The following is a 13,382-nucleotide window of genomic DNA, read 5'->3' as shown; positions in this document are numbered from 1 at the left end:
CGGGAGGAAGAGATGAAAAAGTATATTTATATAATGTTATCAGCAGCATTAAGTGTAATTTTTTTAGTGGGGTGTTCACAAGGACAAAATGAAAAGCCAAAAGAAGAACCAGCAGTTGTTAAAGAAGTAAAGGTAGCTGTTCCAGATGGATTGCCAGCGGTAGCAGTAGCGAAATTAGCAAATGAAAATCCAGCAATTAAAGATGGATATGAAACAATTTATAGCATTGAGAAAACACCAGAGGCAATTTCTACTAGAGTAATGAAAAAAGATGTAGATATAGCTATAGTTCCATCAAATATGGCTGCAATAGCATATAATAAAACTTCAAGTTATAATATAGTTGGTACTGTAGGTATGGGGTCTCTTTATTTAGTATCAACAGATGATATAAAGGATTATTCTGATTTAATTGGGAAAGAAGTTGGATGTACAGGGAAAGGTCTTACTCCAGATATAACAATAAGAAGTCTTTTATCACAAAAGGATATAAATCCAGCAGATATAAATTTTAATTATGTAAACTCTGCAAGTGAATTAGTACCATTATTGGCTACAGGAAAAATTACAACAGGGATTGTTCCAGAACCTGCACTTAGTGCTTTAATGTCCAAAAATCCAAATATAAAAATTATAAAAAGTTTAAATGATTCATGGAAAGAAGTAAGTGGTTCAAAGGATGGATATCCTCAATCTACATTAATTATCAAATCTGATTTTTTAAGAGATAATAAAGAATTTGTAGATTCTTTCTTAGGACAATTATCAAATAGTGTAGATTGGGCAAATAAAAATCCTGAGGAATTAGGTAAATATTCTGAGGAGATAGAAATATCTACTGAACCTAAAATAATAGGCAAAGCTCTTGAAAGAGCTAATTTAAAGTATATTCCAGTTAAAGATATGATTAATGATTACAAAAACTACTATGAAAAATTAGCTAATTTTGATGATAAGACAGTAGGAGGCAAAGTGCCAGATGAAGCAATATACTTTGTTGAAAAATAAGAAAATTAAAGAACAATTTATAGACAAATTAGAGGTAACACTTTCTTGTGTTATCCTCTTATTTTTGTGGCAAATTATTGCTTTAAAAATTAACAATGATATATTCTTGCCAACTATAAATCAAGTCTCTAGTAGTATCAAAGAAATAGCATTGAATTCTAATTTCTATATAGACATACTTTACTCAATAGGTAGATGTTTTTTTAGTTTTTTATTTGCTTTGATTTTTGCTATCATATTGTCTATAGTAGCATACTTAAGCAGGATTTTTAGAAATTTATTAAAGCCAATTAATGCTCTAGCACGTTCAATACCAACGATGATATTAGTAATACTTGCACTAATTTGGTTTAAAAAAGATACTACACCTTTTATAGTTGGGTTTACTATAGTTTTTCCAATCTTATACGAGAGTGTTTTAGGAGCAATATTGAATATTGATAAAAATTTATTAGAAATGGCAAGCGTGTATAAGATAAGGTTTATAGATAAGGTGTTGAAAATCTATTTACCAGCTATAAAATTTCAAATTATATCTATATTAGTATCGACATTTTCATTAAGCTTAAAAGTCGCTATAGCAGGAGAGGTATATAGTCAACCTACATATGGTATTGGGACTATGATACAAACTGAAAAAATTAATTTTAATACATCTGGGATATTTGCATGGATAATTATAATAGTTTTAATATCAGTCATTTTACAAGTAGCTCAAAAATTTTTGTCAAGGAGAGCTTTTTTATGGAAAAGATAAGGTTAAGTATTGAGAATATAAATAAAAAATATGATAATCATATTATATTTAAAAATTTTAATATTGATTTTTATATAGATAATGTTAACTGTATACTTGGGAAATCTGGATGTGGAAAAACTACTCTCTTAAATATAATAAGTGGTATTATAGAAAATGATACTTGTAATTTAAATATTAAAGAAAGTTCAAATAAAATTGGGAGTAAGCTAGATGTAAGTTACATATTTCAAGAAGATAGGCTAATAGATTGGCTAACTGTAGAAGAAAATATAAAGATAGTTGTAAATAAATACTACAGTAAAACTCAATTAGATAAAATTTGTGATGAATATTTAGATTTGGTTGGAATTATTAAATATAAAATTTTTTATCCTCAGATGCTTAGTGGAGGGCTTAGGCAAAGAGTCAATATTGCTAGAGCATTTATCTATCCATCAAAGACTATTATAATGGATGAACCTTTTAAATCTATTGATGCAAAGAATAAACAAATAATAATGGATAATTTTAAAGACATACTTAAAAAAGAAAAAAGAACTGTTTTATTTGTAACTCATGATATTGAAGAAGCATTATTTTTAGCAGATAATATCTTTATTTTAGGAGATTCTCCTATGAGAATAAAAAAAGAACTAAAAAATTCTAGTGAATTGGAAAAAAATGAAGTTTTGAAGTTAATATAGAGTTATAATAATATTGTTGTTTTAAAATATAATTATTTTAACTATAATACTCTATTAAAATAGTACAGAATATTCGAAAATATGGATAATGTTCGTATTTTATAAAAAGGAAGTGAATGTATGATTAAAGTAAAAACTAATGCTATGAGAATTTTAGATTCAAACAAAATTGATTATAAGGTACTATCTTATGAAGTCAAAAGTGAACATGTAGATGGTGTAGAGGTAGCACATGATATAGGAAGAGATGTAAATGAAGTATATAAGACTCTAGTAACTCAAGGAGTTAGTAATAGTATTTATGTATATGTAATACCAGTACATGAAAATTTAGACTTAAAAAAAGCTGCAAAAGTAGCTAAAGAAAAAAGTGTGGATATGATTCATGTAAAAGATATAAATAAGCTTACAGGATATATTAGAGGTGGTTGTTCTCCTGTAGGGATGAAGAAGCTTTATAAGACTTTTGTAAATGAAAGTGCAAAACAATTAGATACAATTATAGTAAGTGCTGGAAAAATAGGATACCAAATAGAATTATCACCACTTGATTTACAGAAACTTATAAAAGTAGAGTTTACAGATGTAATAAAAAAATAGATATTTCAGATAAAAAATTGATGACAAAAAATTATATGATTAATAAAATAAATAATGACTTAAAAATAAACATTTAACTACTATTATGTAATTGATATAAAAATATTGAGAAATTTTAAAAATGATGGTAAAGTGTAAATATGATTACGAATATTTTTTATAAAGTAATGGAGGGATGTTCGCTTGAGGAAGATAAAATCTGAACAAATTGTTGAACAAGTAAAAAAACTTTGCATAGAAGCTAGTTTATACTTAGGAGATGATGTCTTAAGCTGTATAAAAGAGAAAGCTAAAACTGAAAAAAGTGAAGTGGGAAAAAACATATTAAATATATTAGTTGAAAATGCTGAAATAGCAAAGGAAAAAAATATACCAATATGCCAAGATACTGGTATGGCTGTATTTTTTGTTGAAATAGGACAAGAGGTTTTAGTTGAAGGAGATACAATTACTGATGCTATAAATGAGGGCGTAAGACAAGGGTACGAGGAAGGATATTTGAGAAAATCTGTTGTAAGTCCAATTAGTAGAATAAATACAAAGGATAATACTCCTGCCATTATTCATTATGAAATGGTAAAAGGCGATGAAATTAAAATAGAGTTTGCTGCTAAGGGATTTGGAAGCGAAAATATGAGTAAAATGAAGATGTTAAAGCCATCAGATGGATTAGAAGGAATTAAAAAATTTATTATTGATACAGTTTCAGAAGCTGGACCTAATCCATGCCCTCCTATGGTAATTGGAGTTGGTATAGGTGGAACTGTAGATAAATGTGCTCAAATAGCTAAAAAAGCACTTTTTAGAGAACTAGGCGAATTTAATGAAGATGAAAATATTGCAAAATTAGAAAGTGAATTATTAGCCTCTATTAATAAATTGGGGATAGGACCTCAGGGGTTAGGAGGAACTACAACAGCTTTAGGTTTAAATATAGAGACTTTTCCTACACATATAGCAGGTCTTCCTGTTGTTGTAAATATAAACTGCCATGCATCAAGACATAAAAAGGTAGTAATTTAGGAGGAAAAATAAAATGATAAAGATAACTACACCTGTAAGTGAGATTGATATAGCTAAGTTAAATTGTGGAGATACAATTAGTCTAAGTGGTATACTTTATACAGCAAGAGATGCAGCTCATAAAAGATTGATAGATTGTATAAATAAAGGTGAAGAGTTACCATTCGATGTAAATGGTCAAGGTATATACTATGTAGGTCCTACTCCAACAAAACCAGGAGAAGTTATAGGAGCAGCAGGTCCAACGACGAGTTATAGAATGGATGATTTGACGATACCTCTTTTAGAGAGAGGTCTTAGATTGATGATAGGTAAAGGAAAAAGAAGTGAAGAAGTTATACAAGGTATGGAGAAGTATGGAGCAGTTTACCTTGCAGCAATAGGAGGAGCTGGTGCATACATTTCAAATTCTATAAAATCATGTGAAATTATTGCATATGAAGACTTAGGACCTGAAGCTATAAGAAAGATTGTAGTAGAAGACCTTAAACTTACAGTAGCTATAGATAGTTATGGAAATAATATCTATGAACAAGGAAGAGCAATTTATGAATGTAAATAAATTTTGAAAATTTATATAAATACTAAATATACAAAACAATTTAATTGTAAACATTTTAAGGAGGAAGATTGATGTCTAAGGATTATGCAAAATTGGCATTAGAAATGCATGAAATTAATAAAGGGAAAATAAATGTAGAAAGTAAGGTAGAAGTTAAAACTAAGGATGATTTATCAACAGCATATACGCCAGGTGTTGCAGAGCCTTGTCTAAAAATACATGAAAATCAAGAGGATGTTTATAGATATACTTCTAAAGGTAATTTAGTAGCAGTAGTTAGTGATGGAAGTGCTGTACTTGGATTAGGCAATATTGGTGCTGAAGCAGCTATACCTGTTATGGAAGGTAAATCTATATTATTTAAGCAATTTGGAGATGTAGATGCCTTTCCAATATGTTTAAAGACTAATGATGTAGATGAAATAGTTAAGTCTGTGGAATTAATGGAACCAGTATTTGGAGGAATAAATTTAGAGGATATATCTTCTCCAAGATGTTTTGAAATAGAGGATAGATTAAAAAAATCTTTGAGTATACCTGTTTTTCATGATGACCAACACGGTACTGCAATAGTAGTGGCAGCAGCAATAATAAATGCAATAAAGTTAATTGAAAACAAAAAAATAGAAGATTTAGAAATAGTTATAAATGGAGCAGGTGCTGCAGGTATAGCAATAGCAAAAATATTACTTAAAATGAATGTTAAAAATATAGTATTATGTAACAGAAGTGGTGCACTGGAAGCCAACATGGAAAGATTAAATTTGGTTCAAAAAGAAATGTTAGATGTAACTAATATAAGAAATGAAAAAGGTTCTTTGAAAGATGTTATAAAAGGTAAAGATGTATTCATAGGTGTTTCAGGTCCAAAAACTGTAACAAAAGAAATGGTTGAAAGTATGTCTGAAAAACCAATAATATTAGCAATGGCAAATCCTACTCCAGAAATAATGCCAGAGGAAGCAAAACTAGGTGGAGCGTTTATAATGGGAACTGGTCGTTCAGATTTCCCTAATCAAGTTAATAATGTTTTAGCATTTCCAGGAATATTTAGAGGGGCACTTGATGTGAAAGCTAAAGAAATAAATGAAGAAATGAAAATAGCAGCTGCATATGCAATTGCTAATACAATAACTGATGAAGAAATATGTCCAGAATATATATTACCAGATGTATTTAACAAAAATGTAGTAAAAAATGTTGCTGAAGCAGTTAAAGAAGCAGCAATAAAGACTAAAGTAAATAGAATATAATTTTTATTTAAGAATCCAAAACTTAAGTGAGTAAATAAAATATAGACTAATAGAATTTATATATTAATATATAATTTTATTAGTCTTTTTATTGTTAATATGACATAATCATGTCATATTAATATTGCTATAATTTAAATATGGTCAAGAGCCAAAGAAAAATATACAAGGAGTGATTATATATGGAAGAAACTAGATTTTGTCAATGTTGTGGCATGCCAATGGGATGTACTAATGAATTGTATGGAACAAATAAAGATGGAAGTAAAAGTGATGATTACTGTAGTTATTGTTTTAAAGATGGTGAATTTACTGCTGATATAAGTATGGAAGAGATGATAGAAATCTGTATACCTCCTATGGTTCAAAGTAATAAAGGTATGACTGAAGATGAAGCAAGAAGTATGATGAATAATTTCTTTCCAAAATTAAAACGCTGGAAATAAGCTTATACAAAATCAATAACTCATATAAACTTCATGAAAACTTAATACTATAAACACATTAACTCTATATACTAATATTATTATATTTTATTAAATAATGTATTGGAGGAGTTAAAATGAAAGATTTTATTGAGAAGTTGAAAAAAGCTTTTAGAGTTAAACAATTAAAAAAAATATCAAAGGTTTCAATTACAATGTATTGTTTATCTGTCATGTTGGTTATTTATGGTATATATGTATTTATAAATTGTACTGAATACATATATACTATGCTATCTACAAAACAGTTGGCATTCACAGGAAATGAATATACTATTATAAATTATTATATGAGTAACTTTAGTCAGTATATAATATTTGCTATTTTACTTGCATCAATGGGATTTGTGATACAAAAGCTAGGGAATATGAATTTCGATAAGATGGGACTTAGTGGTAACTATTCAACAAATATTAGAAATATAAGTGATATTTTTATAGATAATAGTAAAGATAGTGAAATGTTTGATAAAGTCAGTATTGAAAATAGTATTTTAAAAAATAAATAATACAAATAGATAAAATGTGATTAAAAAAAGCTTAGAATACTTAGTGTATTTTAAGCTTTTTTAATTATTAGGATTTCAAAGTATTGTATTTTTAAAAGAGTAAAAATATAATAAGTTAAGTATATAATAAATGAAAAATAAAAATAAATAAAATGGAAGTGATTGAGATGAGTAGTATATTGTTGGTTGAAGATGATTTAAGCTTGATATATGGATTAGAATTTTCCATACAAAAGAGTGGCTTTAGTGTTGATATAGCAAGAACAGTAAAAGAAGCATTGCAAATGTACAAAGAAAAAAATTATGATTTACTGATTTTGGATGTATCCTTACCTGATGGTAATGGTTTTGATATTTGTAAAAAGGTAAGAGAAGTTTCTAATGTGCCAATTATATTTTTAACTGCTTCTGATGAAGAAGTAAATGTAGTCATGGGGCTTGATATGGGTGGAGATGATTACATAACAAAACCTTTTAAATTAAATGAGTTAATTTCAAGAATAAAAGCTTTACTTAGACGTTATAATTTTACAAATGAAAATGTAACTGAACTAAAGTCAAATAGTATTACTGTTAAATTACTTGAAAATCGTGTTTTTAAAAATGAAATTTAGCTGGAGCTTACTACAGCAGAATATAAATTATTGTGCCTATTTATGAAAAATAAAAATATCGTACTTACAAGAAAAAATATATTGGACAAGTTATGGGATGGAAATGGTAGTTTTGTAGATGATAACACTCTGTCAGTATATGTGAGAAGGCTTAGAAATAAGATTGAAGATAATCCTGAAAATCCAAAATTTCTATTAACAGTTAGAAGAATGGGTTACAAATGGAATGTTATAAAGTGAGGGTGTTAATATGAAGATATTTTCTAATAAAGACATAAAAATATTTTTTTTGGTTATTATATCCGTTTTATTGATGTTTATAGTAGTAGGTCAAATAGTAGTTGTAAATATAACCAATGATTATAAAAGAGCATTGGTAGAACATGATTATAATATAGCTGGATACTTACATAGTATGGGTGTTGATAAATCAAAAATACCAGTAGTATTCACTACTAATAAAGATAAATATATTGGAAATATTATAACATCTGAAAATACTTTTACAAATGTAACAGGTATGAAAGACTATGTAATAATTGATACTCAAGTTGATGAAGATGCTCCTGGAAATTTAATTCAAAATATAAGAAGTGTACTAGATGATAATTTAGAGGTTCGAGATAAGCGACAAGGTAACTTAGAAGCTAGAAATTCATTTTACACTATGGCAATTTTTGTATATGGGTTTGTATTTATAATTGCCATTATAAGTATGTTTAATATCATAAACAGTATGAATATAAGTGTTACAAGTAGAATAAATTACTATGGTATTATGCGTGCAATAGGCATGTCCAATAAGCAATTAAGAAAAATGGTAATAGTAGAGTCAAGTACATATGCTTTAAGTGGTTGTTTACTGGGGAGTGTACTTGGATTAATATTACATAGGTATATATTTGTATCTTTAGTAACATTAAAGTTTCATATAGAGTGGCAAATACCTTTTGATTTGCTGTTTATCATTGTGGTAACTATGATAATAATAACTTTACTTTCAGTAAGAAAACCAATTAAAAAGATTTGTGAACTAGACATAATAGATGTAGTAAATGCACAATAAATATAGGTAGTAACCTAAATAAAAAATCGAAGTAAATATGAAATAGAAAATATCTTTCATTTTTACTTCGATTTTTGTGTTATATAATTTATTTTAAATAAGTTCCATCTTCATCTTGATAAATTAAATCTTTCTTCATAAGTACTCCAAGAGCACGTTTGAAATTTTTCTTACTTGAATTAAATAAGATAGAAATATCTTTAGGGTCAGATTTATCATTAAATCTCATATATCCATCTGAACCTTCTAAATAGCTTAAAATTTTATTTTCTAAGGTATCAAGTTCATCTTTTCTGTTTCCTCTAGGAGAAAGCCCTAATTTACCATCATCATATATTTTTATAACATGTAAATTTTCAAGAACATCTCCAGCTTTTAATTCTGTAAAGTATTCATTATGAAGGATTACACCAGCATATTTATTGTCAACACATATCATAGCAGAGTTATTGGTTTGGAACCCATATACAACTCCATTTACCATATCTCCTACATTGTAAGTATGGTCTGTTTCTAAATATGAATCTATGTCTGTAGTAGCAGCGATTCTTCCGCTTTTATCCAAATATATATAAAATAAATATTTTTCATCTCTAAACAATGGATAGGTCTTAGATTTAAAAGGAACTAGTATGTCTTTTGTAAGCCCCATATCTATAAAAGTACCAATGTCAGTGTTATCAACCACTTTTAGATAAGCAACATCTCCAACTTTAGCTAAAGGAGGTATTAAAGTTGCAGCAGTTCTGTCATCAGAATCTTTAAATATGAAAGCATCTACTTCATCGCCTATATTTATTTCATTTTTTCCTATTAATCTATTGTGAAGAAGCACATCATCCTTGGTGTTATTAGTTTGTCCATCTAGGAAATATCCAAATTCTGTTTTTCTTTTTACTATAAGTTTATTAAAATCACCTATTTTTATCAAATTAAAATCATCCTCTCATTTTATATTTACAATTTAGTTATACTACTCTTATGTAGTAGTGTTTCACAGTATATATATTAGTATTAGTGAAATTTATAATAAATAATGTAATTATTCATGCATTTTCAATTATTTAGCTTCTTATATAGTATAAACTCCAATTTCTTTTTTGTCTTTAGATTTCCCTAAAATTTTTACAAAATAAGTTAAAAGTATTGAAATAAATTTTCTTTTAAAGTATAATTGGTATATACCAAAATTGGTATATACCATATTGAAAAGTGGTGATTTTATGAAAATAGTGGATAAATCTAGTAATATACCATTGCATACTCAACTAAGTGCCATAATAAGAGAGATGATAGAAACTGGTGAACTTAAAGAAGGTGATGCAATAATACCAGAAAGAGAACTTTGTAATATACAAAATGTAAGTCGCATGACAGTGAATAAAACTATTGTTGGCTTAGTTACAGAAGGTCTTCTTTATAGGGTACAAGGAAAGGGTACATTCGTCGCAAAGCAAAAAAAGAAGTATCAGTTTTCAAATGTAAAAGGTTTTACTGATGTAATGAAAGAAAAAGGAGTAAACATAAGAACTGATATATTATCCTTTGAGATGGAACTACCAGACGATTTAGTAAAAAGAAAGCTTGGAATAAGTGATAATACAACAAATATATATAAAATTATTAGACTTAGATATACAGATGGAGAGCCATTTGGATTAGAAATAGTGTATCTATCAGAAGAAATGTGTAAAGGTCTTACAAAAGGAATATTAGATAATTCTTCATTATATAGAGTTTTGAATGAGAAATATGGCTATAAGATACAAAAAGCTGAGCAAGTAATGGAGCCAATTATACTTTCAGATGAAGAAAGTAAGCTACTTGAAACAGAAGAAGGTTCTTTAGCCCTTAAACTTCATAGGAATTCTTATAATAAAGAAGGTAATCCTATAGAGTATACCATATCGATATTTAGAACAGATAAATATCAATATGAAATAGTATTGAGTGAGTAGGTGAATAAGGTGAAATGTTTAATTAATGGGAAAATAATATTAAAGAATCAAATTTTAGAAAACAAAGTACTAGTATTTGATGAAAAAATAATTGATATATCTGATGAGATACCAAATGATTGTGAAGTTATAGATGTTGGTGGTAAATATATCTCTCCAGGTCTTATTGATATTCATATACATGGAAACATGGGAAAAGACACAATGGATTCAACTGATGAATCTATAGAGACAATTTCAAAATCAATAATGAGACATGGTGTAACATCTTTTCTTCCAACTACAATGACAATGGATAAAGAGCATGTTTATGATGCACTTGAAGTTATCAAAAAAGCTAAAAGTAGAAAACTTGGAGGAGCTCAAGTATTAGGAGCACATTTAGAAGGACCTTTTATAAATGAAAATTATAAGGGGGCACAAAATGAAAAATTTATAATAAATTCAAAATATGAATTTATCAAAGAATACAAGAATGTTATAAAGGTAATAACTTATGCTCCAGAAAAGGATATAGACTTTGACTTTACTAGAGAAATCAAAAGATGTACAAATATAGTTTTATCTATAGGTCACAGTAATGCAAGTTATGAGCAAGCTAAAGAAGCTATAAACTTAGGTGTAACAAATATAACTCATATGTTTAATGCAATGACTGGATTAAACCATAGAGATCCTGGTGTTGTTGGTGCAGCACTTACAACTGATGTATATAGTGAATTAATAGCAGATACAATCCATATAAATAAAGATTTATTTCAATTTATATTGAACAATAAAGGTAGAGAAAAATTGATTTTAATAACGGATTCTATTGAAGCAGGTGGGCTTGAAGATGGAAACTATGCTCTTGGAGGTCAAAAAGTTATAGTAAAAGGCAATGAAGCAAGACTTGAAAATGGTGCATTAGCTGGTAGTGTATTATCTTTAAATAAAATGGTACTTAACTTTTTAAATAATACAAACCTTAGAGTAAATGAAGCAATTAATTTAGCATCCTTGAACCCAGCAACATCTTTAGGCATAAATGATAAAAAAGGAAGTCTAGATATAGGTAAAGATGCAGATATAGCTGTGTTTGATGAAAACTTGGACTGCAAGATGACTCTATGCTTGGGTGAAGTAGTATACAAAAATATGTAGAATGTAAAAAATAAGCTTTAAATAAAATAAAAGTTATATAAAAATAGTAATAAATTAAACTTATATCAATTAAAGTATTAGCTAAAATTTAGGAGGAACAAAATGAGAGTATTAGTATGTAAAGATTATGATGGAATGAGTAAAAAAGCAGCTGAAATGATAGCAGCTCAAATAGTTTTAAAGCCAAATTCAATATTAGGATTAGCTACGGGAAGTACACCAATAGGTATGTATAGAGATTTAGTTAAGAAATATAATGAAAATATAGTAGATTTTTCAGATGTAATAAGCTTTAATTTAGATGAATACTATAAGTTGCCAATATCTAATGACCAAAGTTATGATTATTTTATGAAAGAAAATCTGTTTAATCATGTAAACATTAAGTCAGAAAATACTCATTTACCAAATGGAATGGCTGATGATATTGAAAAAGAATGTATAAATTACGAAGCTTCTATTGATAGAGCAGGTGGTATAGATGTACAAGTACTTGGAATAGGTCGTAATGCTCATATAGGTTTTAATGAACCTGATAATAAATTTGCAAAAAGAACTCATGTAGTTGAATTAACAGAATCTACAATAGAAGCTAATGCAAGATTCTTTGAATCAAGAGAAGATGTTCCTAAAAAAGCTGTAAGTATGGGAATTGGTTCAATTTTAAAATCTAAAAAAATATTACTTTTAGCTTCAGGAGAAGAAAAAGCTGATGCAGTATATAAAACTGTTTATGGGGATATAACTCCAGAAGTTCCTGGTTCTATACTTCAACTTCACAAAGATACTATAGTTATAGTAGATGAAGCAGCAGCAAGTAAACTGAATCCAAAAGATTATAAATTAGTATAAGAATATAATTGGTTTTAAGTAAAAAATAGCTATCTTTAAATAATAAAATTTATTTAAAGATAGCTATTTTTTACTTAAGTTATTTAGTTATTATTTTTTACGAAAACTCGTTATCAAGAAGTATCCAAATAATATATTAAAAATTATTATATTAAGTGGTATTCGGTCAAGCATAATAAAACTACCTATAATTGGAATTTTGCCAACTGGAAACATAAATATTAATACAGGCATTAATGTTAGTAAAAAAGATGGAAGACAGAGAAGGATTAATCTTGGAATATCAATATACCAATTGCCATTTTTTTTATACTCCTTAATAAATAATTCAGTTCCTAACAATAAACCAATGCCACCAGAGGAGATTAAATTAATAAAAATAAATTTTTTAAAGTCTTGCATAAAACCAGTGCCAAATTTACGATAGAAGTCAAAATTCAATTTAACAGCTAAAAAATACATACTTAATAGAATAATTAAAAATAAAAGATATCTAAGCGTTTTTTTCATTTTAAATTCTCCCTTCAGAGATACTTTACCTAGTTTTATTTTGTTGAAATATAATTTTGTCAATGAGTTTAAGAAATCCATAAAATTAATTGAGAATGGAATAAGTATGATATATGAATAAATGTTTTTTATGCTTGAAGTAAACTGTATTACTTAATATAACTATAATATTAATTGTTTGAATATTCAATAAAAAGTCTGAGAAATATCAGTTTTGGTAGAAAATGAATAAATATAGTTAGAAGTTGGATTATTATTTTATAACATTTTGTATTGAGTCTGATAAATTCTATAATAATTTGTTTTTGCCTTAAAATTGCCTTAAAATCTAAACAATTTTAAAACTAATGTACCAT

Annotated in this window: 15 protein-coding genes and 1 pseudogene; 14 read left to right on the top strand and 2 right to left on the bottom strand. The window is 27.4% G+C overall.

Going from position 1 to position 13,382, the window contains the following annotated elements:
• Window positions 1-12: 12 nt before the first annotated feature.
• From IC174_RS11355 to IC174_RS11305, 11 genes and pseudogenes are all read left to right on the top strand, one after another.
• A complete protein-coding gene (locus tag IC174_RS11355; protein ID WP_227436690.1) occupies window positions 13-1,008 on the top strand; it encodes an ABC transporter substrate-binding protein in 996 nt (331 codons plus the stop codon).
• Window positions 980-1,765: an ABC transporter permease gene (locus IC174_RS11350; protein ID WP_227436688.1), complete on the top strand. Its 786-nt coding sequence runs from the start codon at window positions 980-982 to the stop codon at window positions 1,763-1,765. Before IC174_RS11355 ends, IC174_RS11350 begins: the two co-directional genes overlap by 29 nt.
• Window positions 1,753-2,451 carry an ABC transporter ATP-binding protein gene (locus IC174_RS11345; RefSeq protein WP_227482938.1) on the top strand — a complete coding sequence of 233 codons (699 nt, stop codon included), beginning with the start codon at window positions 1,753-1,755 and terminating at the stop codon, window positions 2,449-2,451. The genes IC174_RS11350 and IC174_RS11345 overlap by 13 nt, the downstream gene beginning before the upstream one ends.
• A gap of 120 nt (window positions 2,452-2,571) precedes the next feature.
• Window positions 2,572-3,051, top strand: coding sequence for a Cys-tRNA(Pro) deacylase (gene ybaK / locus IC174_RS11340; RefSeq protein WP_227482937.1), 480 nt, complete (start codon window positions 2,572-2,574; stop codon window positions 3,049-3,051).
• A 183-nt stretch (window positions 3,052-3,234) separates the two neighbouring features.
• Window positions 3,235-4,074 carry a fumarate hydratase gene (locus IC174_RS11335; RefSeq protein WP_227482936.1) on the top strand — a complete coding sequence of 280 codons (840 nt, stop codon included), beginning with the start codon at window positions 3,235-3,237 and terminating at the stop codon, window positions 4,072-4,074.
• Window positions 4,075-4,087: 13 nt separating this feature from the next.
• Window positions 4,088-4,636 (top strand): Fe-S-containing hydro-lyase, encoded by a 549-nt coding sequence (locus IC174_RS11330; protein ID WP_227436679.1) that lies wholly within the window; start codon window positions 4,088-4,090, stop codon window positions 4,634-4,636.
• A gap of 71 nt (window positions 4,637-4,707) precedes the next feature.
• A complete protein-coding gene (locus IC174_RS11325; RefSeq protein WP_227436677.1) occupies window positions 4,708-5,889 on the top strand; it encodes an NADP-dependent malic enzyme in 1,182 nt (393 codons plus the stop codon).
• A gap of 182 nt (window positions 5,890-6,071) precedes the next feature.
• Complete coding sequence (locus tag IC174_RS11320) at window positions 6,072-6,335, top strand: zinc ribbon domain-containing protein (RefSeq protein ID WP_227436676.1); 264 nt, start codon at window positions 6,072-6,074, stop codon at window positions 6,333-6,335.
• Between the two features lie 116 nt (window positions 6,336-6,451).
• Window positions 6,452-6,883, top strand: a complete 432-nt coding sequence (locus IC174_RS11315) for a hypothetical protein (protein ID WP_227436674.1) — start codon at window positions 6,452-6,454, stop codon at window positions 6,881-6,883.
• Window positions 6,884-7,050: 167 nt separating this feature from the next.
• Window positions 7,051-7,737, top strand: a pseudogene (locus IC174_RS11310) (response regulator transcription factor).
• Between the two features lie 10 nt (window positions 7,738-7,747).
• Window positions 7,748-8,563, top strand: coding sequence for an ABC transporter permease (locus IC174_RS11305; RefSeq protein WP_227482935.1), 816 nt, complete (start codon window positions 7,748-7,750; stop codon window positions 8,561-8,563).
• Between the two features lie 88 nt (window positions 8,564-8,651).
• On the opposite strand, the gene IC174_RS11300 is transcribed toward IC174_RS11305, so the two are convergent.
• Window positions 8,652-9,494, bottom strand: a complete 843-nt coding sequence (locus tag IC174_RS11300; protein WP_227482934.1) for a S1 RNA-binding domain-containing protein — start codon at window positions 9,492-9,494, stop codon at window positions 8,652-8,654.
• Between the two features lie 292 nt (window positions 9,495-9,786).
• On the opposite strand from IC174_RS11300, the gene IC174_RS11295 reads away from it, so the two are divergent.
• From IC174_RS11295 to nagB, 3 genes are all read left to right on the top strand, one after another.
• Window positions 9,787-10,521, top strand: a complete 735-nt coding sequence (locus tag IC174_RS11295) for a GntR family transcriptional regulator (protein WP_227436666.1) — start codon at window positions 9,787-9,789, stop codon at window positions 10,519-10,521.
• A gap of 9 nt (window positions 10,522-10,530) precedes the next feature.
• Window positions 10,531-11,664, top strand: coding sequence for an N-acetylglucosamine-6-phosphate deacetylase (nagA, locus tag IC174_RS11290; protein ID WP_227436664.1), 1,134 nt, complete (start codon window positions 10,531-10,533; stop codon window positions 11,662-11,664).
• Window positions 11,665-11,766: 102 nt separating this feature from the next.
• Entirely contained in the window at window positions 11,767-12,516 is a 750-nt protein-coding gene (nagB, locus tag IC174_RS11285; RefSeq protein WP_227436662.1) for a glucosamine-6-phosphate deaminase, read from the top strand.
• 90 nt (window positions 12,517-12,606) lie between these two features.
• Here nagB and IC174_RS11280 read toward each other — a convergent pair whose 3' ends face one another.
• Window positions 12,607-13,026, bottom strand: coding sequence for a hypothetical protein (locus IC174_RS11280; protein WP_227482933.1), 420 nt, complete (start codon window positions 13,024-13,026; stop codon window positions 12,607-12,609).
• Window positions 13,027-13,382 lie beyond the last annotated feature (356 nt).

The sequence above is a fragment of the Clostridioides sp. ES-S-0001-03 genome (assembly GCF_020676075.1).
Lineage (GTDB): Bacteria > Bacillota > Clostridia > Peptostreptococcales > Peptostreptococcaceae > Clostridioides.
This window is presented reverse-complemented; position numbering and strand designations above follow the sequence as displayed.

Coding starts and splice junctions, on each gene's coding strand:
- IC174_RS11325 (WP_227436677.1), top strand. CDS start 4,708: ATGTCTAAGGATTATGCAAAATTGGCATTAGAAATGCATGAAATTAAT.
- IC174_RS11315 (WP_227436674.1), top strand. CDS start 6,452: ATGAAAGATTTTATTGAGAAGTTGAAAAAAGCTTTTAGAGTTAAACAA.
- IC174_RS11280 (WP_227482933.1), bottom strand. CDS start 13,026: ATGAAAAAAACGCTTAGATATCTTTTATTTTTAATTATTCTATTAAGT.
- IC174_RS11345 (WP_227482938.1), top strand. CDS start 1,753: ATGGAAAAGATAAGGTTAAGTATTGAGAATATAAATAAAAAATATGAT.
- IC174_RS11350 (WP_227436688.1), top strand. CDS start 980: ATGAAGCAATATACTTTGTTGAAAAATAAGAAAATTAAAGAACAATTT.
- IC174_RS11320 (WP_227436676.1), top strand. CDS start 6,072: ATGGAAGAAACTAGATTTTGTCAATGTTGTGGCATGCCAATGGGATGT.
- nagB (WP_227436662.1), top strand. CDS start 11,767: ATGAGAGTATTAGTATGTAAAGATTATGATGGAATGAGTAAAAAAGCA.
- IC174_RS11295 (WP_227436666.1), top strand. CDS start 9,787: ATGAAAATAGTGGATAAATCTAGTAATATACCATTGCATACTCAACTA.
- ybaK (WP_227482937.1), top strand. CDS start 2,572: ATGATTAAAGTAAAAACTAATGCTATGAGAATTTTAGATTCAAACAAA.
- IC174_RS11355 (WP_227436690.1), top strand. CDS start 13: ATGAAAAAGTATATTTATATAATGTTATCAGCAGCATTAAGTGTAATT.
- IC174_RS11330 (WP_227436679.1), top strand. CDS start 4,088: ATGATAAAGATAACTACACCTGTAAGTGAGATTGATATAGCTAAGTTA.
- IC174_RS11305 (WP_227482935.1), top strand. CDS start 7,748: ATGAAGATATTTTCTAATAAAGACATAAAAATATTTTTTTTGGTTATT.